The sequence below is a fragment of the Micromonospora sp. IBHARD003 genome (assembly GCF_056106285.1).
Window position 1 is genome coordinate 1,242,575 of the sequence record NZ_JBWBBX010000001.1, and the last position, 25,098, is coordinate 1,267,672.

The following is a 25,098-nucleotide window of genomic DNA, read 5'->3' on the forward strand; positions in this document are numbered from 1 at the left end:
CACCCGGTGTCAACGGACCCCCCGCTTTCCGGGCGCTGGTTCACCTGCGCCAGGGGGTCGATCAGTGTCGATCAGCGCACCAGGACGTCGAGGAGCCGCTCGACCTCGGCTTCCGGATCGGCGGTCAGACCGGTGTGAACAGGACCCGGCTGGACGACCGTCGAGCGCGGGGCGATCAGCCAGCGAAAGCGCCGCCCCGCATCGTCACGGGCGGCCTGCCCGGCGTCGTCCCCGCCCCTGCAGACGCCCTCGACGGCGTGCAGCGCCGCGCGCACTCCGCTGACGTCCGCCTGCGGGTCCAGGGCCCTCAGCTTGGCCTCGTCCAGATGGACGCGGGCGGAGACGAAGGACCTGGCCCGGCAGTAGACCACCACGCCCGCGTTGAAGCACTCGCCGCGCTCGACCCGGGGGACGACGCGCAGCAGCGCGTACTCGAACACATCCCGCTCCGCACCGCTCGTGCTCACTTGCCGCCGTCCTTCGCGCCGTTCCGGTCCTTCTTCGTGGGGTGCGGCCAGGGTGTGAGGTGCTCCGTGAGCCAGCCCGGTGCCTGCGAGGGGCGGGGCCTGGACGGGGCGCTCAGGGTGATCCGCTCGTGAATGGTCGCGGCGCGCGCAAGCAAGGCCTCCACATAGGCGCGGCGCACCGCGTCGGTGGAGGCGAAGCCGGGCTCGTCGACCAGCCATTCGTCGGGCACGTCCGCTGCCGCCTCGGTCAGCAGTTCCTCGGTGACCCGTGGCGCGAGCTCCGCGGCCGCCGTGGCGATGTCGGGCCGGAACGGCGCGAGGGCGTGGTCGGAGGCGTCGTAGGGCTTGGCCGCCGAGCTCTGCGCGCCCGGCCAGTTGTGGTGCCAGATCATGGTGGCGCCGTGGTCGATCAGCCACAGATCGCCGTGCCAGACCAGCATGTTGGGGTTGCGCCAGGACCGGTCGACGTTGTTGATCAGCGCGTCGAACCAGACGACGCGGCCCGCCTGAGCGGAGTCGACTTCGTAGGCGAGCGGGTCGAAGCCGATGGACCCGGGCAGGAAGTCCATTCCGAGGTTGAGGCCGCCGCTGGCCTTGAGCAGCTCCTGCACCTCCTGGTCCGGCTCGGCGAGACCGATCACCGGATCGAGCTGGATCTGCACGAGCTCGGGGATCCTTAGCCCGAGCCTGCGGCCGAGCTGCCCGCAGATGACCTCGGCGACCAGTGTCTTGCGGCCCTGACCGGCTCCGGTGAACTTCATGACGTAGGTACCGAGATCGTCGGCCTCGACGATGCCCGGGAGCGAACCGCCCTCACGCAACGGCGTGACGTAGCGGGTCGCTGTGACTTCTGTCAGCATTTCCCCAGGCTATACGGCTTGGCCACCTGGCAATCCACGGACCAATTGAGCGCCGCGCAGCCTGGGGAATCGCCCCCGCTCAGCCCTGGGGAGAATCTGGGGAGTTTCGACCGGCAAGCAGTCCGTCGATGACGGCGCGCCCCTTCGTCCCGCCCAGCGACTTCGCACCCGCGGCGAGTCGCTGGAGGACGTCCTCCAGGTCGGCACCATCGGCCTGATCAAGGCGATCAACCGCTTCGACCCCACGCGCGGCATCGAGTTCCCCACCTTCGCCCTGCCCACCATCATCGGCGAGATCAAGCGATTCTTCCGGGACACCACCTGGGCCGTGCGCGTCCCACGCCGTCTCAAGGAGCTGAGCGCGACCCTGCAGAGCGCCACCGCCTCTCTGGAGCAGGACCTGGGCCGGCCCCCCCAGTCGCCGAGCTCGCCGAACACCTCGCCCTGGACACGGATGAGGTGGTCGCGGAACTGGAAGCCGCCAGAAGCTACAGCGCCGCGTCGCTGGACGCGCCGGCCGACGACGACGAGGCCGCAGACGCCCTGGCCGACCACATCGGCATCGACGACCTGGATCTGGAGAGGATCGAAGACCTGGTTGCGCTCAAGCCGCTGATCGCCGCGCTGCCGGAGCGCGACCGGAAGATCCTGGCTTTGCGGTTCCTCCGCGACCTGACCCAGCCGGAGATCGGCGCCGAACTCGGCATCTCCCAGATGCACGTCTCCCGCCTGCTCGCCCGCACGCTGGCCCGGCTGCGCAGCAGGCTGTCCTCTCAGCGATAGCGGCAGTTCAGGATGCCGGTGGCTGCGGGATGCCTTCCTCGGCGTCCCGCAGCCGTGCCAGGCCGGAGATGGGTACATCAACTCGGTACTCGGTATGCGCCCGCCGATCCACCTGAGACTGTCTGTGCCCCGGCCAGGGAGCTGGGCGTCGCCCCGGCGTAAGCCAGATCCTCTCCCCACAGACGCGTCCTATCACCGCAGGGCGCCGGCGGAGGCTTCGGGGAACCGGCGCGTCCGCCGGATGAGATCGCGCCGGGCGCTCCCCCTCACTCTCTGCGAGATCGGCGAATTTGCTGATGGTCGGCCGCAGTTCGGCCAGCATTCATGCCGGTACTGAAACCGCCTCTTGCCTGGGCAATGAGTCCTCGGCTCCGGGCATCTCCTGGTGGGCGTGAGAGGGCTGCAGGACGGTGTCGGCTACGTCGAGCAGCGACACCCCATCACGCGCACTCACCTCTTGGAGCCATGCCAGCCCCTCGGCAGCGGCGCAGTCTTCGCGGGCCGCGACATAGCCGGCGGCCTGGTGGATGCGCTCCCAGCGCGCCGCGCGCGTGTCGGTGGTCCACACCGGGCGTTGGCAGTCGGTGCTGGCGTGCACGGGCCGCCAGCGCAGCAGTGCCTCCAGCGCGAGCCCGGCCGCCTGTTGGGCGTGGGTGATGTGTGTGTCGGTCACGTGGGTGCGCTGGGTGTAGTAGAGGCTGACCACGCCGATCGGGGTGTGACGGGCGTGCAGCGGGAGTGCCAGCACGTGGTGGATGCCGGGGAGCTCCTCGGACAGGCGCGGGCCGGTGCGGCATGGGGAGTGGCGCAGGTCGGGTACGAAGACGGGCCGCATCTCGAGTGCGGCGCTGACCGAAGGGCCGTCGGCGCGGGTGAACTGTGCGGCCTCGGCCTGCAGGGCCGGCTCGTCGGTAGCATGCAGCAGCTGCCAGTGCTCCAGTCGGGGCAGCCAGGACAGGGCCGCCCGCTGCGCGCCCAGCGACTGTGTGAACGCGGTACAGAGCCGGTTCGGCAACGTGCGTCGCCCCACGGCTGCTGCGACCGAGACGTCATGCACGATCGATGGTGATTCCTCCAGCATGGTTCTCATCCCTTTCAGCCGTGCGCCTCTCGGCCCGGCAGCACCCTTCGAGCGGGAAGGGACGGCTGTGCCCGGCGCCCGAAGGGGTGGAGTTCGTCTACCACCCGAGGGGCCACCTCATGTGTCGTCGATCCGGCTTCAGACCTCTGCGGCTTCGTGCACGGTCCTCGACGCTTCCCTCCGGTGGCCGCCAGAAGCCGTCAACGCGGGCGCAATGCGACAACACGCCATCAGGACCGGACATCACGGGACCCGCGCAGGGTATACGTGCGGAATGACCAGTCATGGGAGTACGCGGCAGGGCGAGGAGTCACTGGTGGGTACCAGGGCTTACGCCGACATCGAGTTGGCGCAGAAGCGACTGAGCGCCGGGGCGGCGGAGCGGGACCCGTCTCCAGTTCTCCAGTGGCGCATCAGCGGCCTACCGGTGGGCGCTGGGACGCACGGACCGCTCGCTGGTCACGGGTGCGGGCGCCGCAGAGGGTGTCCCGGACCTTCAGGCACTGACCGCCGAGGTGGACGCGGCCGTGGTGCAGTTGGAGGACCCCACCAGCCGGCCCGGCCCGCGGGACTACGGCCGCGGAGTGCACGACGCCCTGGCCTGGGTGTGCGGACACAGCGACCACGCCCCGTGAGCAGCCGACAGTAACGCCCTGGAACCGCAGTGAGCCCCTGGTGACCACTACTGCACACGCCCTGCGCCGGCCGCACCTTCTTCTTCCGCTTCGTCCGGCAGGTGAACGTCGGTGACGGCAATGTTGACCTCGACGACTTCCAGGCCGGTCATCCGCTCCACCGCGGCGATGACGTTCTCGCGGACCTCTCCGGCAGTGTCGGTGATGGCGACGCCGTACTCCACGACGACGGAGAGGTCAATGGCGGTCTGACGCTCGCCGACCTCGACCTTGACCCCACGGGTGACGCTCGTCCGTCCGCCGGGGACCATGTCCCGTACCGCGCCCATGGTGCGGGCGAGACCGCCTCCCAAGGCGTTGATGCCCGGCACCTCCCGTGCCGCCATCCCGGCGATCTTCTCCACCACTCCCTCCGCGATGGTCGTCCTGCCCCGGGTCGCCGGGACCTCGTTCGGTCCGGTCTTTCCCTGCAACGTCGTGGCACCCGGGGAGCGGGGCTGGGTCTTGGTTGCGCTGGTCGCCTCCGTCATGGGAAGCCACCTTCCTCGATCATCAGCCAGGCATCGGGAAGAGCCCGGTGAATGTTATGGAATGCGGTACAAGCTAAGGCACGCCGCCGCTCGGTCCAGGTCGGCCACCGCCGGCCCTGGTGTCACCGCAAGGTCCGGCGCCTCTTTCCCCGCCCGCTTCCCCGGGACCAGCGCTGGGCGACGACGGCAACGGTGGCCACGAACAGCAGGATGGCGATGACCAGCAGATAGCCAAGCCCTTCCGCCACCGCGCCGATGAATCCCAGAACGACAGCCACCAGGATCAAGATCAGGAACAGTGCCATGGCCAATCGCCTCCCAGGCACAGCGTGAGGCCAAGGACTGCGTCTCCCTCCGTACCAGCCGCAGGGTCGGGCAAGGCCAGCAGATCGCGCCTCATCCTCACATCGCTCGAAGCCCAGATCGCCGCTGGAAGTGTGTTCCCATTCAGCGTGCCTCCGTTTGCACGACGGCGCCAAGGTCAATCCGTTGATCCGCAATATCAGTGGGCTCCCAGCGGCCTGCTCGCCCGTCGCTCATAATCACGGCAGTCCTCCTGGCCGACCCGAGCTTCGGTCGATCCGTCCTGTGTTCGGTGGACGAGCCCATCTCGCGCTGTTGAACGGCTGCCAGGCGTGTCGTTCCCCGTAGGACCAGTCAGGAGTGACCATGCTGGCCGATATTGCGCGTGGCCCGTCCCACCCGTAGAAGCAGCGTGGTGCGGGGACCTGCGCCCCGCTACCGCGCCACTCTGCCCCGGCCGGCAGCCTCGGGAGTCGCCCGACCACCCAGAGACTGCCGGGCACGCCGCTACCGAGCACCAGTACCTGTCCTCTGTAACGCGCGAGACGATGACCGAGATCAGCACGCGGCAAGCGATCTACGTCGCCAAACCATGTCCCGGCGCCGGTCGCAATGACCTGCTTCCCCCGAGGGTCCGTTGTCGTGCCGGTCGATACGTCTACGCAGAAGCTGCCCAAGCCTGCACAACCCGAGCTGCCCGGCCTACAGCCTCAGCAGACGGCGAGCCGGTTGTCCCGCACCCCGCCCAGTCAGGAACAGGGCCTCGAAACCTCCGAGGCCACGGCCTGTCTGCGCAGCAGTCGGCGCCGCTGCGCGGTCTTCGGGTTCGTTGAGAGCTCCACGCCGGACAGGAACGCAAGTGACATGAGTGTGGCCTCCATTGACGACGAGCTCGGCTCCGACCGCCAGATCGTCAACGCCGGCCGCCCAAGCGCCCTGCCGCTGCCCGCCCCGTACGTCATCGTCGGTGACGGCAAGATCCGCTGGGTCTTCGCCGAGACCGACTGCACAACCCGCCGAGCCGACCGGCATCCTCGCCTCACTCGGCTCCGTGGTCTGAACAAACGACACCGACGTCCCAGGCCGGCCGAACTGATCTCCCGCCAGAAGGCCGCATCCCTGCCTCACCGACGCGCCACGCCAGACCGAGAGGGGCTGCAGTCGCGTAGGCCCTCTGCCCGGCGAACCTCATTGCAGCCCTGGCGCATGGCGCCCTCGGCGGAAACGCTGTGTTCCCGGCGAAGCAATATCTGTGGCCGTGAAGTGAGAAATCGACGCAACGCGCGATGAGGGTTTCTGATGCAACAGACGGAGCCAAATTGTTTACCGTGCACAGCCGATCGCCCCGTGCTACTGTCGACTCAGTTGCAGTTGTGGTTCCCAAGAACGTCAAGTGCTCTCACCGGCTTTCCGCGCCAATGGGAGTGCTTTTGTACTACCGGTCATTTTCCGGGCGGGGCAATCAACGCGGCGACGCGGACTCCGCACAGTGCGGACTCTGCCCCGAAGGAGATTTGACATGGCAACTGGCACCGTGAAGTGGTTCAACGCGGAAAAGGGTTTCGGCTTCATCGAGCAGGACGGTGGCGGCGCTGACGTGTTCGCCCACTACTCGAACATTGCAGCCCAAGGTTTCCGCGAGCTACAGGAAGGCCAGAAGGTGAACTTCGACATCGCACAGGGCCAGAAGGGCCCGACGGCCGAGAACATCGTTCCCGCCTGACGCTGACGCGCGCAGTTCGCAGCTGGGGCCCGCACTTTGGGTGCGAGCCCCAGCTCTTTGCATTCCAGAGCGTGACCTCTCCCATTGCGGCCGTTCCATCGCCGGCATGATTCCGTGTGCCGCAGTCCCACCGGCGGATGCTCTACTCAAATCCGGATGCGAGTCCGCAGAGCTTCCCACACTCGACGCCCCGGCAATCCGCCCCGGATCGCGCCGCCCATTCAGCGCCTCGACCCGTGAGCATTTCCCGCCGGTCAGGTCCACTTTCGCATTTATTCTGGCTCGTTCTTGTGATTCCCTTTGTTGTTCGTTGCTGCAGGGATTCCTTGATGCGTGCCGCCTCAAGGAAGGTTCTGCATGAACCGCGCACGTACGAACGACCGTTTCACCCGTTCCCGTACCGGCAGTTCCCGCTCCGGAAGGGGCAGCAGCCGCTCCGACGCCCCGAGCCATTCGGGTGGCAACGGACGCCGCTCGGCTGCGCCGCAGGGAGAGTTCGCCCGGCCTGTAACGATCACCCCCGCGCTGCCCGCTGCCAAGGCGTTCGCCGATCTGGACATGCCCGGGCGGTTGCTGGCTGCACTCGTCGCCGAAGGCGTGACCGTACCGTTCCCGATCCAGGCGGCGACCCTGCCGAACTCGCTCGCGGGACGAGACGTACTCGGCCGCGGCCGCACCGGGTCCGGCAAGACCCTCGCCTTCGGCCTCGCGCTGCTGGCACGTACGGCCGGCCGGCGAGCCGAGCCGCGGCAGCCGCTGGCCCTGGTGCTGGTACCCACTCGCGAGCTGGCACAGCAGGTCACCGATGCGCTCACTCCGTACGCCCGCTCTGTGCAGCTGCGGCTGGCCACTGTGGTCGGTGGGATGTCGATCGGCAGGCAGGCCGGCGCGCTGCGTGGTGGGGTCGAGGTGGTGGTCGCGACGCCAGGTCGGCTGAAGGACCTCATCGAGCGGGGCGACTGCCGCCTCGGGCAGGTAGGCATCACCGTCCTGGACGAGGCAGACCAGATGGCCGACATGGGCTTCATGCCCCAGGTAACGGCGCTGCTGGATCAGGTGCGTCCCGAGGGGCAGCGGATGCTGTTCTCGGCCACCTTGGACCGCAACGTCGACCTGTTGGTCCGCCGCTACCTGGCCGACCCGGTGGTCCACTCCGTCGACCCGTCCGCGGCTGCGGTCTCCACGATGGAGCACCATGTGCTCCACGTGCACGCCGCGGACAAGTATCAGACGACGACCGAGATCGCGGCGCGGGACGGCCGGGTGATCATGTTCCTGGACACCAAGCACGCGGTCGACCAGCTCACCAGGCACCTGCTGAACAGCGGTGTACGGGCCGCCGCGCTGCACGGTGGAAAATCGCAGCCGCAGCGCACCCGGACCCTGGCCCGGTTCAAGTCGGGGCATGTGACGGTGCTGGTGGCAACGAATGTCGCGGCGCGCGGGATCCACGTCGACAACCTCGACCTGGTGGTCAACGTGGACCCGCCCGGTGACCACAAGGACTATCTCCACCGGGGCGGCCGCACAGCCCGCGCCGGCGAGTCCGGCCTCGTCGTCACCCTGGTCACGTCCAACCAGCGCCGCGCCATGGTCCGCCTCATGGCGGATGCCGGGATCCGCCCGCAGACCAGCCAGGTCCGCTCGGGCGAGGCCGAACTGAGCCGCATCACCGGCGCGCAAACCCCGTCGGGCATCCCGGTCTCCATCACGGCACCGGTGGTCGACCGCCCTCAGCGCAGCGCCTCCCCCTCCCGCGGTCGGCGCGGTCGTACAGCCCAGGACCGCCGCCCCCGCCAGGCGGTGCGCCGCCCGGCTCAGCGGCATTCCGACTTCGACGCGGCGGCCTAGAACTTCCTGATCAGGACGCTTGCCCATTACTCCAGGAGGCACCCTTTGACGCTGGTTCAGATGCAGGCACGCCCGATGGACTCCGCCGCCAGGACCGTGGTCGACGCCATGGACGCGCCTGGACCGCAGGTCTGGGACGACATGACCGTAGAGGTGGCCTTGTCCGTCATGGCCAGTGCCCGTGCCGCCTACTTGCTCGTCTGCGACGAGGACGGCCGGTGCACGGGCCTGATCACTCAGACCCAGCTCACCGTCGTCCGCGACAGCTCCGCTTACACGGATCGGATCCGTCTGCGGGACATCGTCGGCGACTGCGGACCGTTCACCTCGCCCGTGACCACGATGGTCGAAGCGGAGCACGCGATGCGGTGCCGGCAGCTCGCGGCCGTGCCCGTCGTCGACGAGCACGGCTGCGCCGTGGGCGTTCTCGCCCTCTCACGCTGATCCGCACCGCCCCGCCCCCGCCCCGGACACACCTCTCTCCCTTCTCCTGTGAGGCACCATGCGTTGCGTCATCGCCCGTTTCCCCTTCGACCTGTCCAAGAGTGGGGTGGTTGCGTCGATGAAGGGCGTCAAGCCCGAGCCGATCACGGGTGAGTCCGTGACCATCGGCCGACGCGTCTACCCCGTCAAGCAAGTTGGCGAAGTCATCACCCGGCAGGACCGCCGCGACTTCACTGCCCGCGAAGTCATCAGGGCCATGACCCTTCTCGGCTTCACGTGCCACAACCTCCCCGAAACCGCACCCGCGCCCGTCCTCAGTCCGCTCCAGGAGGCGTCGGCACTGCTTGGCATCCCCGCGCGCCTGTAACCGACGGGGCAGGCAAGAGCCGAGACCAGGACAGCGATGAGGGCTCGACCGGCGCGCGCCGGTCGAGCCCTCATCGTGTGTCGGCGTCCGGTCGACACGCGGCATCTCCCGGGCGCGCCAGGCGGTCGGGAGCGGTGACTCAGCGGTCGGAGTAGCTGAAGTCGCCGACGGTCCAGCCGCTGACGTCCTTGATCGCGACGCGGTACATCCCACCCGTCTCGGGGATCCCGATGCTGCCTTGCAGGATCCGGGCGACGTGGAAGTGCAGATGCGTGGGCCGCCCGCGGGATTCCGGCCTGACCTGCGTCTGGCCGGCCGCAAAGACGTCGGAGAACGGGCCGAGGCGGTCCGAGTCCCTCAGGACCTCCGACACACGCTGCTTCCACTCGCCTTCGGGCGCCAACCGGCCGGTGATGACAGCGCCCCCGACGATCACAGTCAGGGACATCTGAGTGCTCTGCTCGGACTCCACCATGGCGGCGACGTCAACAAGCAGGTCGTCAGTGCTCGGCATGAGAGCGATCCTATTCTTCGGCCCGGCCTGCTGGGTGGGCCCCCTCTGGAACGCAACGGCGGACGTCCCGGCGCTCCTGCTGAGACCCTGAGCCGACGAGGTCGGCACCACGGGCCGCCGTTGCAGGCAGCACATTACCTCTGCCTGAAGTGCTCCAAAATCTACTCTCGTCAGAGTAGACATTGGGTGGTTGCATGGTTAGAGTTTCTCTCATAGACACGGTCAAATGAGCCCGGCAGAGACGAACTGGCGGGGAGCGGTACATGAAGTTCGCAGGTCAGTACGCCTGTGGAGTTCCGAAGCCAAGGTGTACGCAGGATGGCGACGGGACTGGCAGACGCACTGGGCAGCCCGCAGGTTGAGGGGCTGCCGACAGCAACACCAGCAGTACCGGTTTGGCAAGTGGTTCACATAGCAGAAGAACGGAGGAAGCAGACGCCATCAGGATCGCCCGGGCAAGGAAGATTCGGCCCCGGGTCCGCAAGACCCCGGAATGGAAGGTGGTCCCCGGTCACGCATCCGCGATCTCCGCACTCCCGCCCTCTCCCGGGCGGGTCAGCGGAAACAGATGGTCGGCACAGCATGAGGGCCGACAGATGGTGTTGAATTTCCTTCGGGGCCCTGGTGCCGCACGGCATCAGGGCCCCTCGACGCGTTGCACAACGAGGTGAGAATGACAGCAGACACTCCGCTCAGCGGTCGCCTGGACGACGACGACTACCCCGCGTACACCATGGGACGGGCCGCCGAGATGCTCGGCACCACCCCCGGCTTCCTCCGCGCCATCGGTGAGGCCCGCCTCATCACCCCGCTCCGCTCGGAGGGAGGGCACCGCCGGTACTCCCGCTACCAACTGCGGATCGCCGCCCGCGCCCGCGAACTCGTAGACCAGGGCATGCCCGTCGAGGCCGCCTGCCGCATCGTCATCCTCGAGGACCAGCTCGAGGAAGCTCAGCGCATCAACGCAGAGTTCCGCCGCGCCGCCGCCGAACAGCACGACAACCCCCAATAAGGCCGTCCAGGCACACACGGCCGGTCGGAGCACGAAGGGTCTCGCATCCGGGACGAGCGGGCGGACCGGAAGTCCTGCAGCCGCCCATTTCCACCGCCCTGGCGGCGGGGGCCCGAACTACACGACCGCGGTCCTGACCCACTTGGACGAGGAGACCGCCCTCCTGGTCCAACAGGCCCGCCGCCGCGGCCTCGTCGTCCCGGACGACCTCGCCGTCGTGGGATACGACCGAATTCGTCGGCCTGGCCGACTCCCCTCACCGCGGTCGAACCCGCCCGCCACACCCTCGGCCAGACCGCGATGCGCCGCATCATCCAACGCCTGCGCGAGCGGGCCACGTCCCGCAGAATGTGCAGCTCGCGCCGCGGCTGAAGTTCCCGGCGTCCACGGTGGCCCGACTGCACCGAGGGGAGTGTCTTTTTCTTGGGTCTGTCCCGTAGTGACAGTCGCCGCTCAGGACGGTCAGGGCTCACCGCTAGAAGCGGGAGCTACACAGCGTGGCTGCGCTGGGGTCTCATACCCGCCGACTTCCCTCGGTTTTTGGCCCGAAGCGGAGGTCGCTCCTTGGGGAGAATCTGGGGAGAATGACGGGCCCTGGGGAGCGCGTGGGGAGAATCGATTGCATAAGACGGCACGATCCTGAAAGGGCCGGAAACAGCCAACTGCCCAGCTCAGAGGCAAGATCGGGGGCATCGCCGCAGGTCAGCGCCACCAGGTAGACGCTTCATGACGTAGGTACCGAGATCGTCGGCCTCGACGATGCCCGGGAGCGAACCGCCCTCACGCAGGGGTGTGACGTAACGGGTCGCCGTGACTTCGGAGAGCATCGGGCCAGATTACTGTGCGGTTTCCCGGCGTGGTCGTTGAACGGCGTGGGGTCCGGTCCCGTAGAACTTCACAAGTCGGTCCGGACTCGGGCCGACGGCGGAAAGGAGAGCCCGCATGAGCGGAACGCAGGGACCGGCGCACACCGTGGCACGCCGCGCCGTCGTCGCGGCGGCGGGCGGGGCAGGGCTTGCCGTGGCACTCACGGCGTGCGGCGGCTCGTCGAAGGAAACCGGCTCCGGAGGCGAGCCGGCCGCCGACAGCGGCACCAAGGGCGGTGCAACCAACGGCGGCACGTCCGGGGGCGGCACATCGGGGGGCGGCGGCAAGGTACTCGCCAAGACGTCGGAGATCCCCGAAGGCGGCGGCAAGGTGATCGGCGACGTGGTGGTGACGCAGCCGAAGGCGGGCGAGTTCAAGGCCTTCTCGTCCAAGTGCACGCATCAGGGCTGCGCCGTCAAGAACGTCTCCGACAACATGATCAACTGTCCCTGCCACAACAGCATGTTCGACGCGTCCGACGGAAGCGTGCACGAAGGCCCGGCGACCTCTCCACTGCCGCCCGCGTCGATCGTGGTCGAGGGGGACTCGATCAGGCTCGCGTGACCCGCGGGCCCTTCCAGCACGCGAGCACGTCGTCCGTGGTGGTGACGGTGGCGACGAGAGCGAGCGTGTTCGCCACCATCGCGGGGGTGTACTCGGGGGGCACCCCCGCGATGGCGTCCGCAGGGACGACCGCCGTGTAGCCGAGGTTGACGGCATCGAAGACCGCGTTCGGGATCGCCACATTGACCGAGACTCCCGTGACGACCAGGGTGCGGCAGCCCATGTTGCGCAGCAGCGCGTCCACGCCGGTTCCGGCGACGGGTGACAGCCCGTGCAGCCGGCTCACGACGATGTCCTGCTCCGCGACCTCTATCGGCTCGGCGACCCGGACCGCCGCGGTCCCCCGGTACTGCTGGACCGGAAGACTCCGCGCGGCGCGGAAGAGACGCGCGTTGTGATTCGATCCGCGTCCGTCGGGCCGCCGTTCGGCCACCGCGTGCACCACCTGCACCCCGGCTTCGTGTGCCGAGGCGACCAGCTGTGCGACGCGCAGGAGCGCGCCCGACGAGCGGGCTTCGGCGGCGAGTTCGGGAAGTGCGCTGTCGTCACCGACGACGCCGTTCTGGCACTCGACCGTGAGCAGCACGGTGCCGTCCGGGTCGAGTTGCCGCGCCAGCCGTTCGCGTAAGGGCATCGCTTCCTCCTCCGCTGAGCCCCCTAAGGGCTGCCGGATCCCGGCGGGCGCGTGAGGTTATCGGGCATTGCGTCGGGAAGGAAGAGCCCTCATCATTTCTGTCACCCCGTCAGCTATCAGGAGGAGCGCAGGGCATGCCCGTCACGCAGCGCCGCGGTCGCCGGATCATGATGACGCAGGCAGAGCTGGACGACTTCCTCGCCGAGCAGCGCACCTGCCGGGTGGCGACGGTGTCGGCGGACGGGCGACCGCACGTCAGCGCCCTCTGGTTCGTCTGGGACGGTACCTCGCTGTGGTTGTACTCGATCGTCCGCAGCCGCCGCTGGGCGGACCTGCGACGCGATCCGCGGATCGCGGTGGTCATCGATACCGGCGAGGAGTACGGCGAGTTGCGCGGTGCCGAGCTGTCCGGCACCGCGGTGTTCGTCGGCGAGTCCCCGAGGACCGGCGATCCGCTGCCGGAGCTCGAGGCCGTCGAGCGGCTCTTCGCGCGGAAGAACTTCGGCCTCGACGCCATGCCGCACGACGGCCGTCACGCCTGGGTGCGGCTCACGCCCGAGTCGGTCGCGTCATGGGACTTCCGCAAAATGGCGACGCCGTGAGAGCGGCGGCCCGGGCGGTCCGGACCGCGCACGGGCACGGACGGGGCTGACGGCCTGCCGCGCCCCGAGGACGGAACCCGGCGTCAGTGGTCGGCCACCCTCCCCGCGGCCTCGGTCAGCGCCTCCACCACCGCACGGATGGACGGGCGGCGGTCCGCGTCGGAGCGCCAGACCGCGTAGATGTGACGGTGCATCTTCTGCCGTACCGGTACGAGGCGTACGCCGTCCGGCACCGGCCCGCGCCCCAGTCGCGGGGTGACACACACCCCGAGACCCGCCGCGATCAGCGCGAGCTGGGTGTGGTGCTCCCCCGCGAAGTGCGCGATCTTCGGTTCGACGCCCTTCGAGCGCAGCGTGAAGACCAGCCACTCGTAGCAGAACTCGCCCTCCGGCCAGGAGACCCACGGGTCCTCCGCGAAGTCCTCGAGGTCCACCTCGGCGCTCGCGGCGAGCGGGTGGTCCGCGGGCATGGCGACGTCCGCCGCATCGTCCAGCAGCTGGGCCCGGGCAAGGCCACCGGGCACGGGCAGCCGCTTGTTGCTCCAGTCGAGCACGACAGCCAGATCGAGGTCGCCCCTGACCACCCGGCGCACGCTCTCTTCGGGCTCCACCTCGGCGGAGCGTACGCGCAGCTCGGGGTGGGCGGCCCGCAAGGCGGTGAGCGCCGCCGGAAGCAGCCCGCGCGCCGCTGTCGGGAAGGCGCCGATGCGCGCCTCGCCGACCACCTGTCCGCGCTGGGCCTCGATGTCGGCCTGGGCGATCTCCACCTGGGACAGGATCCGGGCGGCGTGATCGGCGAGCAGCCGGCCCGCGTCCGTGAGGCGCACACCCCGCCCGTATTTGGCGAGGAGCTGCTGCCCGACCTCCCGTTCCAGCTTCGCCATCTGCTGGGAGACGGCCGATGTCGTGACATGAAGTCCCTCGGCGGCCGCACTCACCGATCCGTGCCGGGCCAGCGCGTCCAGGGTGCGTAGGCGCTCCAGATTCAACATGTAAGCAATGCTAATCCAATCGGTCGAGAGAATCTCGCTTGTTCTAAGTGATTGAACCGGCCACAGTGGACGCCATGAGCGCCGCTACGCCGACCACACCCGACCGCGTCCCCGTGACTTCACTCTCCGCCCCGGCGGATTCCGCGACCGCCGGACAGGACGCCACCCCTGCCCTCGCCCCGGCCCGCCGCCCCGCCGTCGGCTGGCGCGTCAGGTTCGCGGTGCTCGCACTGATCTGGGGCTTCAGCTTTCTTCTGATCAAGGTCGGGACGCAGGCGTACGCGCCGTTCCAGGTCACCTTCGGCCGGCTGCTCTTCGGCACGGCCGTGCTGGCCGTCGCCATGGCGGTGAAGCGGGAGCGGCTGCCGCGCGGGCTGCGCACCTGGACCCATCTTGCGGTCGCGGGCTTCTTCCTCAACGCCCTGCCGTTCTCGCTCTTCGCCTATGCGGAGCTCACGATCCCGTCGACCCTGGCCGGGATCTGCAACGCCACTTCGCCGCTGTGGGGCATGGCGCTCTCACTGGTGGCACTCTCGGAGGACCGGCCGACGCGTCGCCGTGTCGCCGGACTCGGCATCGGGTTCATCGGCGTCCTGACCGTGCTCGGCGCCTGGCAGGGCTTCTCCGGGCTTGACGTGAACGGCACCGCGATGGCCCTGCTCGCCTCGCTGAGCTATCCCGTCGGCTGGATCTACGTCCGCCGTACGCTCGCGGGCTCGTCCCACTCCCATCTCTCGCTGACCGGCGCCCAGCTCCTGCTCGCCACGGCCCAACTGGCCGTGGTGACCCCGTTGTTCACCACCTTGCCGAGCGGCTTCCCGGTGGTTCCCCTGCTCGCCGTGATCACGCTGGGCGCACTGGGGACGGGTTTCGCGATGCTCCTGCAGTACGGCCTGGTCGCCGAGGTCGGGCCGACGACGGCGACGATGGTCACATACTTCATCCCGGTCATCGCCACGGCGGCCGGAGTGCTGCTCCTCGGCGAACACCTGAGCTGGAACACCCCGGTCGGCGCGCTCGTCGTGCTGGCGGGCGCCGCGCTCACCCAGACCAGACGTCAGCCGTAGCTGCGCGGCGCCGCCGGAGCGGTCGCCGACGCCACCGCGTCGGCGAGCGTCCCGATGTCGGCCGGGGTGAGCCCGGACACCGTGAGCCTGATCGCGGGAGGTGCCGACATACGGAAGCGCGCCCCGGGGGCGACCGCCCACCCGGCGTGGAGCATCCGGGCCACGACACCGGTCTCGTCGGCGACGGGCACCCAGACGTTCATCCCGCTGCGCCCGTACGCCTCGACTCCCCGCTCCGCGAGCGCGCCGATCAGCGCATTCCGCCGCTCTGCGTACGCGCGCGCCACCGCCACCGGGTCGACGGCACCCGAGGACCACAGCTCCACCACCGCGCGCTGCATCAGCCGGCTGACCCAGCCGGGCCCCAGCCGCTGGCGTCCCGTCACCCGGTCGATGGTGAGGGGGTCACCGGTCAGGAAGGCGAGCCGCAGGTCCGGCCCGTAGCCCTTGGCCACGGAACGCACGAGCATCCAGCTGTGGGACACCCCGGCAAGCGGGTGGAGCGGCTCGTCGACGATGGCGTAGCCGTGGTCGTCCTCGATGAGCAGGACCTCGGGGTGGGCGGCGAGGATGCCCCGCAGCTCCCGGGCGCGTGACGCGGTGATCACGGCTCCGGTGGGGTTCTGCACACGGCAGGTGACGATCAGCGCCCTGGCTCCCGCGGCCAGCGCACGCTCCAACCCCTCCGGGCGGGGCCCGTGTTCGTCGAGGACGACCGGGACGGGCCGCAGTCCGAGTGCCGGGACGAGATCGAGCACCGCGCCCCAGCCGGGGTCCTCGACGGCGACGGCGTCCCCGGGTCGCAGATGGGCCGCGAGCACACGCTCGACGGCGTCGAGCGAGCCGGAGGTGACGGCGATCGGCCCGTCGGGCACACCGTCGGCGTCCAGACCGGACCGGGCGAGCCGCGCCAGCTCGGGGTCGACGGGCGCGTCGCCGTAGAGCACGGGCCGCTCGTCCTGCGCTCGCGCGGCGGTGGCGAAGGCGTCGTGCAGCGCCGGCAGCAGCGCGGGGTCGGGATTGCCGTTCGCGATCTGGCGGACCCCGGGCGGGGCTTCGACGCCCAGGGAGCCGCGCGCCGTACTGGCCGGTCGCGACCGCACCCGGCTCCCCCTGCGTCCCGCCGTCTCGATCACACCGCGCTCGCGCAGGGTGCGGTAGGCGGCCGCCACCGTGTTCGGGTTGACACCCAGCGAGGTCGCCAACTCCCGCATGGGGGGAAGCAGTTGCCCGGGGGGCAGATCCCCCTGTCCAACACCGCGCTCGATGCTCGCCGCGATCTCCGATGCACGAGACCCAACAATCCGATACTCTCCTAGCACAAACGACAGTTTGTACTAATGCAATGGAGATGTCCAGTCATGACGGCGCTTCTGAACGACTCCGCCCACCCGGCCTATCCGACGACCGAACGCACATACCCGACCCGCGGGCGTGCGCGTGCCTCGTACGACCGTGAGGTGGTGCACGCGATTCTCGACGAGGCGTACGTCTGCCATCTGGGATTCATCCGCGACGGTGCCCCCGTGGTGCTGCCGACGCTGTACGGCCGGATCGGCGAGCGGCTGTACATCCACGGGTCCACGGGCTCCCGGCCCCTGCGGATGGCCGGTCAGGCGGACCCGGGCGACCCGGGTCTGAAGGTCTGTCTGACCGTCACCCATATCGACGGACTGGTCCTGGCCAGGTCCGCGTTCCACCACTCCGTGAACTACCGCTCCGTCATGGTCCACGGCATCGCCCGTCAGGTCGACGACCCGCAGGAGAAGCGCACCGCCCTCGACGCACTCGTCGACCACGCCGTCCACGGTCGCTCCCGCGACTCCCGCCCCGCCAACGACAAGGAACTCGCCGCCACGGCCGTGCTCCGGCTCGACCTGAACGAGGTCTCCGCCAAGGTCCGTACGGGCGGCCCGAACGACGATCCCGAGGACCTGTCGCTGCCCCACTGGACCGGCGTGGTCCCGCTGGCTCCGCGCTACGGCGAGCCGGTCCCCGCCGACGATCTGGACCCCGCCGTCGCACTGCCGGACTATCTCGCGGCGCTGTGACCACCGCCCCGGGGCCGCGCACGGGGGTCGCGGCTCCGGGGCGGTGCAGTTCGTGCGTCCGGCGACCCGTCGGTCAGCCAGAGCGCCCGGGCGGGCTCGGCGGCGTACCGGCTGCTTATGCGGGGGAACGGCCCGTGGACACCCGCGTTCCGCCCGCCCCGTCCTCGGGGCCGATCACGGCGTCCTCGGGGTGTACGACGCCCTCCGGGCGCACGGCGTCCTCCGGGTGTACGGCGTCCTCCGGTCCCGTTCCGCCGGCCACCGGTCCCGACGGGGCCCTCGGTGTCGACGACTGGGCGATGAGCGCACCGACCAGGACCACCGCGCCGCCGATGATCTGAGGCGCCGACAGATGCTCCTCCAGCAGCACCCATGCCAGAACGGTCGCGATGACCGCTTCGAGGCAGGCGACGACACCGGCCACCTGGGGGGACAGCCGGCGTACCGAGACGACTCCGGTGACATACGCGAGGACGGTCGCCACCAGCACGATCCAGCCGATGAGCAGGGCGGCGGGGACGCCGGTGCCCGCCAGGCTCGCCTCACCGGCGAGCACCGGCCAGTTCATGGTCCACGGGCGGGCGACGACGGTGAGGACCAGCGCCCCGACGATCAGCCCGTACGCGATCACGCCGAGCGGAGCCGGGGCGTCGTGGTCGTCGCCACCCTGGCCGGCGAGGACGAAGTAGCCGACCTGGCACCCCGCGGCCCCGATGGCCAGCAGGACGCCGAGCGGATCGAACCCGAGCCCGGACCACACCTCGACGACACACGCGAGGCCGCCGACGGCGAGGACCACGCCGAGTGCCGCGGCGCGGGTGACCGGGCGGCGCTGGACGAACCGGACCCAGCCGAGCACGAGAGCGGGAGCGAGATATTCGATGAGCAGGGCCACGCCCACGGGAATCCTGGAGAGCGCGGCGAAGTAGAAGGCCTGGACACCCGCGACGGCGAGCAGCCCGAAGCCGGCCAGCAGCGCCGGTTTGCGTATCAGCAGGTCGCGATGGCGCCAGGCCAGCGGCAGCATGACCAGCGCGGCACCTGCGACACGCAGCCAGACCACGTGCAGCGGATCGAGTCCCGCCTCGATGAGCGGCTTGGCCGCCACACCCGAACCACCGAATGCGAACGCCGATGCCAGGGCCAGTCCCAGGCCTGCGTTTCTTCCCTCAGACGCGTGCATCGGCACATCATGGCAGGCCGCGTCAGGAGCGTCACGCCCGTTACACCTGTTGAGACAGCTCGTCGATACGCCGGTCCAGCCCGCCCGATTCGACACCCGCGCGCTTCAGGACTTCCACGGCCCTGCAGTCCTTGTCCGAGGCGATCGCGGCCAGCAGATCGAGGCCGGCGGCCCGGGGTTCGCCGCGCCGTGCCGCACGTTCCAGGGCGCCGTCCAGAGCGGCCGAGGCCGAGGGTGACCAGCCGGCGGTCTCGACGCCCCGTACGAGCGGGACCGCTCCGGAGTCCTCGACCGAGCCCTGCCAGCGCAGTCCGTATCCGATGCTGCGCTGGACGAGATAGCCGAGGATCCGGGCGGTCTGCCCGGGGCCCTCGAACGCGGCACACGCCTCGCTGTCCCCTTCCATCAGGGAGTGCAGCAGATGGGCGGTGTCGATCTGGCGGTCGCCGTCCCGCAGTGCACGCCGTCTGGCTCCCGCGACGACCGATGCCAGCTCCGGGGTGAGTCGTGCGTAGGTCGCGGCACGAATGGGGGCGGGCTGCTGCGGGGCGCGTGGGACAGGAAGGTGCACACTCCCACCCCATCAGTCCCTCCGGGGTCCTGACATCGACGCACGGGAGCATCTCGGCATCCCACGGAGGGTGGGCACCGCCGGTCGCACCTCCTCCTTGCGGAGGAGACGGCCCCGGGTCTGACTGTTCATCAGTATTGAATGTTCGAGGCCACGCGGCTACGTTCCGCGACACCGGTACCCGGGAACCGACCGGTACCCGAGACGAAGGGGTGGCCCCATGGCCGAGGTCAGTGCAGAGGCACGCATCGATGCGCCCGCCGGGAAGATCTGGGCCCAGCTGACGGACTTCGCGTCGCACGGCCGCTGGAACGCCACCCACACCAGCTTCCCGCAGGGCGGCCCCGAAACGCTCGAGACGGGTGCGACCTTCGCCGAGAACATGAAGCTCATGGGTTTCCCGGCCGAGGTGATGTGGACCGTCGACGAGCTCGAGCCGGAGCGGGTCCTCGCGATCAGGGGCAAGGGCCCGATGGGGGTCAGCGTGGGCACGCGCTATGCGCTGACCCCTGACGGCGACGACGCCACGACCGTCCGGATCGACGGGGAGTTCACGGGAGCGGCCGTATCCCTGATGGCGGGCAAGCTGAAGGACTCGGCGACGGCGGCCCTCAACGAGTCGCTGCGGAAACTCGGCGCGCTCGTCGTCTGACACGGCCGCACCCATCACCCCCGGGGCGGCGCCACCGCAGGTGCGGCGCACACGACGGAGGGGCCCCGCCCACGGCGGGACCCCTCTCCTGACGGATCGTCCGGCCGCGCGTCAGTGCTCGTCGGCCAGGATCAGATACAGCTTCTTGCGGGCTTCGGTGATGACGGCGATGGCCTTCGTCCGCTGTTCGGGAGTGCCGGTCTTCCAGACCTGACTGAACGCTTCCATGAGTCCGAAGCCGGCCTGACGGATCTCGTTCATGGCATCCCAGTCAATGCCGCGGCCCGCTTCCTCCCAGGGCGCCTCCGGGACCGACTCGGCCTCGGTGCGGCCTGCGTCGGTGAGCGCGAACAGCTTCTTCCCGCCGTCGCTCTCACTCGCGATCAGGCCCTCGTCCTCCAGCATCTGGAGCGTGGGGTAGACCGAACCGGGACTGGGTTTCCACGCCCCGGCACTGCGCTCGCCGATCTCCTGGATCATCTCGTAACCGTGCATCGGCCGGTCCTTCAGCAGCGCCAGGATCGAGGCACGCACATCACCGCGCCGCGCCCTCCCCCGACCGCCGCCACCGCGGCCACGACCACCCCACGGCGGTCCGCCGAACCCCGGCCCGAAGGGACCGAAGGCCGCACGGCGCGCCTCGAAATCACCACGCCCGCAATTCCCCTGTCCGTGTGAACGCATCGTTAACGCTCCCTCCATCGTTGATCTGTCGCGATGGCTCGACGATATATCGGAATACTTCGTTTGACAACACCCGATCGGTCCACGGCCCGCGGATTGGCCTTGGCCTGCGGATTCGGCGGACCTCTACGGTCTCGGGCATGCGGATGCGAATCGTGGATGCCTTCACCGACCGGCCGTTCGCCGGCAACCCGGCAGGGGTGCTCCTGCTCGACGACCCGGACTTCCCCGACGACGCGTGGCTCCTCGACGTGGCGAGGGAGGTCAACCTCTCCGAGACCGCCTTCGCGCACCGGCTCTCCCCCGGCGGTGAGGCCGACTGGGCGCTGCGCTGGTTCACTCCCACGACGGAGGTGGACATGTGCGGTCACGCCACGCTGGCGACGGCCCATGTCCTGCACACCACCGGGGCGGCGACGGGCACCGTGCGCTTCGCGGCGCGCTGCGGGATGCTCACGTCGACGGCCCACGAGGACGGAGCGATCACCCTGGACTTCCCGGTGGCACCGCTCAGCCGCACGGAAGCTCCGTCCGGGGTCGCCGAGGCCCTCGACGCCACGCCGCTCTCGGTCCACGACACGGGTGAACACATCGGCGATCTGCTGGTGGAGCTGGTGGACGAGGCGACCGTGCGGGGTCTGGCACCCGACCTCATCGGGCTGGCCAGGCACTCACGGCGCGGCATCGTCGTCACCGCCCGGGCCGAGGACCCCGGATGCGGTTACGACTTCGTCTCCCGGGGGTTCTTCCCCAACGTCGGCATCGACGAGGACCCGGTCACCGGAAGCGCCCACACGGCGCTCGCGCCGTTCTGGGCGGCCCGGCTCGGCCGCACCGAGCTGACCGGTCTGCAGGCATCGGCCCGCTCCGGAATCGTGCGCACGGCTCTGCGTGGCGACCGCGTCCTGCTCACCGGACATGCGGTGACGGTCATCGACGGGGAGTTGCTGGCCAGGCCGTGACCTTACGGCCGGTGCGCACCCCGGGGCACGCACCGGCCCGGCCGCCGACCGGCGGGGTGACCAGACCTCGGGTGCCTTGTGCGCCTCGGGTGCCTTGGGTGATCACCCGCGCAGTCACGGCGTCGGCAGCCAGCTCACCCTGCCCGCCAGCAGTGCGTAGCCGACGAACGCCACGATGTCGAGCAGTGCGTGCGCGACGACGAGGGGACCCACCCGGCCCCAGCGCCGGTAGAGCAGCACGAAGACGGCACCCATGACCATGTTGCCGACGAATCCGCCGATGCCCTGGTAGAGGTGGTACGAGCCGCGCAGCACGGAACTGGCCACGAGCGCCGCCACGGGCGTCCAGCCCAGCTGCCCCAGCCTGCGCAGCAGATAGCCGACCACGATCACTTCCTCCACCACCGCGTTCTGTACGGCGGAGAGGATCAGGACGGGAAACTTCCACCAGACCCCGGGCAGCGACTCGGGCACCACGGTCAGATTGAACCCGGCGGCTCTGGAGATCAGATAGAAGGCCAGCCCGGCGCTGCCGATCGCCGCCGCCACCAGCGTGCCGCGCCCGAGGTCGGACCAGGGCCGGGTCCGGTCGAAGCCGACGGCCCTGAGCCCGCCCACGCCCTCCCGGAACAGCAGATGGGCCACGAGCGCGACGGGCACGAGGGCGGTGGCGACGCCGAAGAGCTGCCAGGCCAGATCGAGCCACGGCCGGCCCGGGGCGTAGGAGCTGTTGAGCGTGGCGGCCTGGTCCTTCAGCCCGCCGGGCTTCGTCAGCGCACCGACGAAGCTGATCAGCGAGGACAGTGCGCTCGCACCCAGCGACAACGCCAGGACCAGCAGCATCTCGGACCGCAGGGTCCTCGGCGACAAACTCCCTTCCGGGAGCGATCCCGACACCCGTCCCGAGTCCGCCCGCACAGCTGCCTCCCATGACCTCGTCCAGCGGTCACAGCTTGCCCGACGACGGCCGGGCGCACGACGGCAGGGCCTGGCAAGCGGGGATCAGCCTGCCGACCAGGAGGGCCAGGTGTGCACGGGATCGCCCTGGCGCATCAGCTCGGCGTAGCGGCGGGTGACGGCCGCGAGCGCGTCCTCCCGGTCGAGCCCCGCTTCCCTCGCCCGGTGGAAGGCGTCCACCTGCCAGGAGGCGCCGTTCACCTTGCGCCGGCAGCGCCCCTCGATGATCCCGAGATAGAAGTCGCGGTCTGCCGCCTCCACGTTCCACGCCTCGAGCCCTGCCGCCGCGAGCGGCAGCAGTTCGTCCCGTACGAGTTTGACGGCGGGTACGCGCGTCATACCGCCACCGCGGCCCGGCCTGGGCCACAGCAGCTCGGCGTCGATGCCATGGCGGCACGCGGCGTCGAAGTTGTCGGAGGCGACCTCGAAGGGCATCCGGGTCCACACCGGACGGGACTCCTCGGCGAGGGCCCGCACCATGCCGTAGTAGAACGCGGCGTTCGCCACCACATCGCTGACGGTCGGCCCGGCGGGCAGGACCCGGTTCTCGACACGGAGATGCGGTACGCCGTCGGCCAGCCCGTAGACGGGGCGGTTCCAGCGGTAGATCGTGCCGTTGTGCAGGACGAGTTCCTGGAGTCGGGGCACGCCCCCGTCGTCGAGCACCCGCAGCGGATCCTCCTCGTCACAGATCGGCAGCAGCGCCGGGAAGAAGCGGATGTTCTCCTCGAAGAGCTCGTAGGCCGACTCGACCCAGCGTTCGCCGAACCAGGTCCGGGGCCTGACCCCCTGCGCCTGCAGTTCGGGGGGCCGGGTGTCCGTGGCCTGCTGGAACAGCGGAGGACGGGACTCCCGCCAGAGCTCCTTGCCGAAGAGGAACGGGGAGTTGGCGCCGATGGCGATCTGGACGGAGGCGATGGCCTGCGCGGCGTTCCACACCTGGGCGAACCGCGCCGGCGTCACCTGAAGGTGCAACTGCACGGACGTGCACGCGGACTCGGGTGCGATCGACGTCGAGGTGCAGCTCAGGCGCTCGACACCGTCGATGTCGAGGGTGAAGTCCTCACCGCGCGCGGCGACGATCTGGTCGTTCAGCAGGACGTAACGGTCGACGTCCGAGAGGTTCGCGGAGACCAGATCATGACGGTCGATGGTCAGGAGAATTCCGACCATCACAATACCGGCGTCAAGCTCCGCGGCCTTGCGGTGGGCATATCCCAGACTGGTGTGCAGCTCCTCGGCGAGCTGGTCGAGGACGCGCCCCTCGAGCCGGTGCGGAGCTATGTTGACCTCCAGGTTGAACATTCCCAGTTCGGTCTGGAAATCACGGCTGGCTATCCGGTCCAGCACCTCGGCATTCATCATCCGCGGAAGACCGTCGGCTCCGGCGAGATTCAATTCGATCTCCAGGCCCATCAGATTCTTGGGACGATCGAACCTCTTCTCGGCCAGGAGCCTCCCCAGCCCCGCGAGGCACTGCTGGAGCTTCCGCCTGTACCTCTGGCGATCCGACAGGTCAAACGCGCCTGCCACGACCTTCTCCCCCATCGAAGCACCCTTCCTCGAGTGGGCGGCCCGCGGCACAGGCCGCTCGCGTCACGGACGATAATGCCCAGACCGACTGATCTATAACGCCCCGCGGGCAATGACGGGACAGTAGGCTGGATCTGACTTTCGCGGGGCACATTCCGTCGGCATGACGCAACGCGCAGTTACCAGGTACCCGAGTGTGGTGAGAATCGCCGACGAGATCCGGCCGACCACCTGCGGGACAACGTCCCAGGTAACACGGATGAGTTCGGGAAAGCGCAAGAAGAACTCCCCCGAAAAAGGGCTGAATTCAGCCTGGCCGACAATATCGGGCGCCGCTAGCAGAAACACTGAGTGAACACACGTCGTATAAACTCGGCAAACGAGGCAGAGAGTTGGCGCCCGGGCATGGCCCTTCAGCCCCCTCTGGCCCACGCTGACAGTGCCGTCCGCATCTGCCTCGCATCACCGTGTCTCTTGAGTGAGAGGCGACCCACCATGCCGCTGCATGTCCCCCCTGCCCCCACGCCTGCCCTGCGCAGCGTCGTCGCGGCACTCGGTTCCCCCACCGCAGTCCGCCAGGCGCCGACACCGACTCTCCGATCCGTACAAGGAGCGGTGAGCCCCGAACTCCCGCTTCCCGTCCATGTGCTGGACCAGGTCGTGCCGCTTCCGGGCCGCGCACCCCGTACGAGGCTGGCGGGCTGGAGGTTCCTGATCCGCGCCGGCGAGCGTTCCGTGGCCGCCGCTGACACGATGCTGACCCCGGACGGCTGGGCCTTCTCGCACTTCTTCGAGGGCCCCTACCTCGCCTCGACGGAGAGAGCGCTGCTCCAGGCGGAGGCGCTGACGGACGACTACCAGCCCCGGCTGCTCTCCGTCCCCGAGCTCTACATGCTCACCCTCTGGCTGCACAGGGACACGTCGGCCGACGCATCCGCCGGCACCCCCGCCCCCGAGGACCTGCTGGTCCCTCTCGCCCCGGCCCCACCGGGCATCGCCGCCCATCGCCCCCACCGGGCCGCCGACCTCCTCCCGGTCCTCACCTTGCGGGCGAGCCGTGCGCCCCTGCTGGGGTCGCCCGCCTGACACAGGCCGCATGGCGCGTTCGCCCCGTGACCGACGGGTCACGGGGCGTCGTGTTGCCCCCGTCCGGGCACCCCTACCGGCAGTCAGGCGCGTAGGACCCCCAGGTCGCCGGCGGGGGCAACG

At 69.6% G+C, this 25,098-nt stretch carries 27 protein-coding genes and 2 pseudogenes; 15 read left to right on the forward strand and 14 right to left on the reverse strand.

The annotated features are described in order from the left end of the window. Window positions 1-71: 71 nt before the first annotated feature. Both ACTWOL_RS05435 and ACTWOL_RS05440 read right to left on the reverse strand, forming a co-directional pair. Entirely contained in the window at window positions 72-467 is a 396-nt protein-coding gene (locus ACTWOL_RS05435; protein WP_474294874.1) for a DUF3037 domain-containing protein, read from the reverse strand. Next, window positions 464-1,327 carry a HipA family kinase gene (locus ACTWOL_RS05440; RefSeq protein ID WP_474294876.1) on the reverse strand — a complete coding sequence of 288 codons (864 nt, stop codon included), beginning with the start codon at window positions 1,325-1,327 and terminating at the stop codon, window positions 464-466. Before ACTWOL_RS05440 ends, ACTWOL_RS05435 begins: the two co-directional genes overlap by 4 nt. Before the next feature lie 94 nt (window positions 1,328-1,421). Here ACTWOL_RS05440 and ACTWOL_RS05445 point away from each other — a divergent pair. Further along, window positions 1,422-1,640, forward strand: a pseudogene (locus tag ACTWOL_RS05445) (sigma factor); the annotation flags it as partial. 146 nt (window positions 1,641-1,786) lie between these two features. Beyond that, entirely contained in the window at window positions 1,787-2,110 is a 324-nt protein-coding gene (locus tag ACTWOL_RS05450) for a sigma-70 family RNA polymerase sigma factor (protein ID WP_474294879.1), read from the forward strand. 322 nt (window positions 2,111-2,432) lie between these two features. Here ACTWOL_RS05450 and ACTWOL_RS05455 read toward each other — a convergent pair whose 3' ends face one another. The 3 genes from ACTWOL_RS05455 to ACTWOL_RS05465 form a co-directional block, all read right to left on the reverse strand. Then, the gene (locus tag ACTWOL_RS05455; RefSeq protein ID WP_474294880.1) at window positions 2,433-3,191 is read right to left on the reverse strand and encodes a GAF and ANTAR domain-containing protein; all 759 of its coding nucleotides are present in this window, start codon (window positions 3,189-3,191) and stop codon (window positions 2,433-2,435) included. Window positions 3,192-3,873: 682 nt separating this feature from the next. Beyond that, window positions 3,874-4,356 (reverse strand): Asp23/Gls24 family envelope stress response protein, encoded by a 483-nt coding sequence (locus ACTWOL_RS05460; RefSeq protein ID WP_474294882.1) that lies wholly within the window; start codon window positions 4,354-4,356, stop codon window positions 3,874-3,876. A gap of 122 nt (window positions 4,357-4,478) precedes the next feature. Next, entirely contained in the window at window positions 4,479-4,661 is a 183-nt protein-coding gene (locus ACTWOL_RS05465) for a hypothetical protein (RefSeq protein ID WP_474294884.1), read from the reverse strand. Between the two features lie 1,517 nt (window positions 4,662-6,178). Here ACTWOL_RS05465 and ACTWOL_RS05470 point away from each other — a divergent pair. The 4 genes from ACTWOL_RS05470 (at window position 6,179) to ACTWOL_RS05485 (ending at window position 9,044) form a co-directional block, all read left to right on the forward strand. Further along, window positions 6,179-6,382 carry a cold-shock protein gene (locus ACTWOL_RS05470; RefSeq protein WP_119101634.1) on the forward strand — a complete coding sequence of 68 codons (204 nt, stop codon included), beginning with the start codon at window positions 6,179-6,181 and terminating at the stop codon, window positions 6,380-6,382. A 357-nt stretch (window positions 6,383-6,739) separates the two neighbouring features. Further along, window positions 6,740-8,233, forward strand: coding sequence for a DEAD/DEAH box helicase (locus ACTWOL_RS05475; protein WP_474294886.1), 1,494 nt, complete (start codon window positions 6,740-6,742; stop codon window positions 8,231-8,233). 45 nt (window positions 8,234-8,278) lie between these two features. After that, the gene (locus tag ACTWOL_RS05480) at window positions 8,279-8,677 is read left to right on the forward strand and encodes a CBS domain-containing protein (protein ID WP_474294889.1); all 399 of its coding nucleotides are present in this window, start codon (window positions 8,279-8,281) and stop codon (window positions 8,675-8,677) included. 58 nt (window positions 8,678-8,735) lie between these two features. Next, window positions 8,736-9,044: an SCO5918 family protein gene (locus ACTWOL_RS05485; RefSeq protein ID WP_474294891.1), complete on the forward strand. Its 309-nt coding sequence runs from the start codon at window positions 8,736-8,738 to the stop codon at window positions 9,042-9,044. Between the two features lie 139 nt (window positions 9,045-9,183). Here the strand turns inward: ACTWOL_RS05485 and ACTWOL_RS05490 are convergent, their stop codons facing one another. Beyond that, window positions 9,184-9,558, reverse strand: a complete 375-nt coding sequence (locus tag ACTWOL_RS05490) for a hypothetical protein (RefSeq protein ID WP_474294893.1) — start codon at window positions 9,556-9,558, stop codon at window positions 9,184-9,186. Window positions 9,559-10,231: 673 nt separating this feature from the next. Here ACTWOL_RS05490 and ACTWOL_RS05495 point away from each other — a divergent pair. From ACTWOL_RS05495 to ACTWOL_RS05505, 3 genes and pseudogenes are all read left to right on the forward strand, one after another. Continuing rightward, window positions 10,232-10,570 carry a helix-turn-helix domain-containing protein gene (locus ACTWOL_RS05495; protein ID WP_474294895.1) on the forward strand — a complete coding sequence of 113 codons (339 nt, stop codon included), beginning with the start codon at window positions 10,232-10,234 and terminating at the stop codon, window positions 10,568-10,570. Window positions 10,571-10,676: 106 nt separating this feature from the next. Next, a pseudogene (locus tag ACTWOL_RS05500) lies at window positions 10,677-11,213 on the forward strand (substrate-binding domain-containing protein); the annotation flags it as partial. Window positions 11,214-11,512: 299 nt separating this feature from the next. Beyond that, on the forward strand, window positions 11,513-12,001 hold the full coding sequence (locus tag ACTWOL_RS05505; protein WP_474294898.1) for a Rieske (2Fe-2S) protein: 489 nt from the start codon (window positions 11,513-11,515) through the stop codon (window positions 11,999-12,001). Here ACTWOL_RS05505 and ACTWOL_RS05510 read toward each other — a convergent pair. Next, window positions 11,988-12,635: a cysteine hydrolase family protein gene (locus ACTWOL_RS05510; protein WP_474294900.1), complete on the reverse strand. Its 648-nt coding sequence runs from the start codon at window positions 12,633-12,635 to the stop codon at window positions 11,988-11,990. The genes ACTWOL_RS05505 and ACTWOL_RS05510 overlap by 14 nt on opposite strands. A 134-nt stretch (window positions 12,636-12,769) precedes the next feature. Here ACTWOL_RS05510 and ACTWOL_RS05515 point away from each other — a divergent pair, with 134 nt between their 5' ends. Then, window positions 12,770-13,237 (forward strand): pyridoxamine 5'-phosphate oxidase family protein, encoded by a 468-nt coding sequence (locus tag ACTWOL_RS05515; RefSeq protein WP_474294902.1) that lies wholly within the window; start codon window positions 12,770-12,772, stop codon window positions 13,235-13,237. An 83-nt stretch (window positions 13,238-13,320) separates the two neighbouring features. Here the strand turns inward: ACTWOL_RS05515 and ACTWOL_RS05520 are convergent, their stop codons facing one another. Then, on the reverse strand, window positions 13,321-14,229 hold the full coding sequence (locus ACTWOL_RS05520) for a LysR family transcriptional regulator (protein WP_474294904.1): 909 nt from the start codon (window positions 14,227-14,229) through the stop codon (window positions 13,321-13,323). A 74-nt stretch (window positions 14,230-14,303) separates the two neighbouring features. Here ACTWOL_RS05520 and ACTWOL_RS05525 point away from each other — a divergent pair, with 74 nt between their 5' ends. Next, window positions 14,304-15,296: a DMT family transporter gene (locus tag ACTWOL_RS05525; protein WP_474294906.1), complete on the forward strand. Its 993-nt coding sequence runs from the start codon at window positions 14,304-14,306 to the stop codon at window positions 15,294-15,296. Here ACTWOL_RS05525 and ACTWOL_RS05530 read toward each other — a convergent pair. Then, window positions 15,287-16,618 carry an aminotransferase class I/II-fold pyridoxal phosphate-dependent enzyme gene (locus tag ACTWOL_RS05530; RefSeq protein ID WP_474294908.1) on the reverse strand — a complete coding sequence of 444 codons (1,332 nt, stop codon included), beginning with the start codon at window positions 16,616-16,618 and terminating at the stop codon, window positions 15,287-15,289. The two genes, ACTWOL_RS05525 and ACTWOL_RS05530, sit on opposite strands and share 10 nt — an antisense overlap. A gap of 39 nt (window positions 16,619-16,657) precedes the next feature. On the opposite strand from ACTWOL_RS05530, the gene ACTWOL_RS05535 reads away from it, so the two are divergent. Continuing rightward, the gene (locus ACTWOL_RS05535; RefSeq protein ID WP_474294910.1) at window positions 16,658-17,347 is read left to right on the forward strand and encodes a pyridoxamine 5'-phosphate oxidase family protein; all 690 of its coding nucleotides are present in this window, start codon (window positions 16,658-16,660) and stop codon (window positions 17,345-17,347) included. Between the two features lie 115 nt (window positions 17,348-17,462). Here ACTWOL_RS05535 and ACTWOL_RS05540 read toward each other — a convergent pair whose 3' ends face one another. Together ACTWOL_RS05540 and ACTWOL_RS05545 are read right to left on the reverse strand one after the other, a co-directional pair. Then, window positions 17,463-18,530 (reverse strand): EamA family transporter, encoded by a 1,068-nt coding sequence (locus ACTWOL_RS05540; RefSeq protein WP_474294912.1) that lies wholly within the window; start codon window positions 18,528-18,530, stop codon window positions 17,463-17,465. A 40-nt stretch (window positions 18,531-18,570) separates the two neighbouring features. After that, window positions 18,571-19,101: a hypothetical protein gene (locus ACTWOL_RS05545; RefSeq protein ID WP_474294914.1), complete on the reverse strand. Its 531-nt coding sequence runs from the start codon at window positions 19,099-19,101 to the stop codon at window positions 18,571-18,573. A 220-nt stretch (window positions 19,102-19,321) separates the two neighbouring features. Here ACTWOL_RS05545 and ACTWOL_RS05550 point away from each other — a divergent pair, with 220 nt between their 5' ends. Further along, window positions 19,322-19,753, forward strand: coding sequence for a type II toxin-antitoxin system Rv0910 family toxin (locus ACTWOL_RS05550; RefSeq protein ID WP_474294916.1), 432 nt, complete (start codon window positions 19,322-19,324; stop codon window positions 19,751-19,753). A gap of 111 nt (window positions 19,754-19,864) precedes the next feature. Here the strand turns inward: ACTWOL_RS05550 and ACTWOL_RS05555 are convergent, their stop codons facing one another. Continuing rightward, window positions 19,865-20,437 carry a PadR family transcriptional regulator gene (locus tag ACTWOL_RS05555; RefSeq protein ID WP_474294918.1) on the reverse strand — a complete coding sequence of 191 codons (573 nt, stop codon included), beginning with the start codon at window positions 20,435-20,437 and terminating at the stop codon, window positions 19,865-19,867. Between the two features lie 140 nt (window positions 20,438-20,577). Between ACTWOL_RS05555 and ACTWOL_RS05560 the strand changes: the two genes are divergently transcribed. Beyond that, window positions 20,578-21,399, forward strand: a complete 822-nt coding sequence (locus ACTWOL_RS05560) for a PhzF family phenazine biosynthesis protein (protein WP_474294920.1) — start codon at window positions 20,578-20,580, stop codon at window positions 21,397-21,399. A 114-nt stretch (window positions 21,400-21,513) separates the two neighbouring features. Here the strand turns inward: ACTWOL_RS05560 and ACTWOL_RS05565 are convergent, their stop codons facing one another. Both ACTWOL_RS05565 and ACTWOL_RS05570 read right to left on the reverse strand, forming a co-directional pair. After that, window positions 21,514-22,242 (reverse strand): CPBP family intramembrane glutamic endopeptidase, encoded by a 729-nt coding sequence (locus ACTWOL_RS05565; RefSeq protein ID WP_474301089.1) that lies wholly within the window; start codon window positions 22,240-22,242, stop codon window positions 21,514-21,516. Between the two features lie 159 nt (window positions 22,243-22,401). After that, window positions 22,402-23,904 (reverse strand): glutamate-cysteine ligase family protein, encoded by a 1,503-nt coding sequence (locus tag ACTWOL_RS05570; protein WP_474294922.1) that lies wholly within the window; start codon window positions 23,902-23,904, stop codon window positions 22,402-22,404. A 600-nt stretch (window positions 23,905-24,504) separates the two neighbouring features. Here ACTWOL_RS05570 and ACTWOL_RS05575 point away from each other — a divergent pair. Then, window positions 24,505-24,975 (forward strand): hypothetical protein, encoded by a 471-nt coding sequence (locus ACTWOL_RS05575; RefSeq protein WP_474294924.1) that lies wholly within the window; start codon window positions 24,505-24,507, stop codon window positions 24,973-24,975. The last annotated feature ends 123 nt before the right edge of the window (window positions 24,976-25,098 follow it).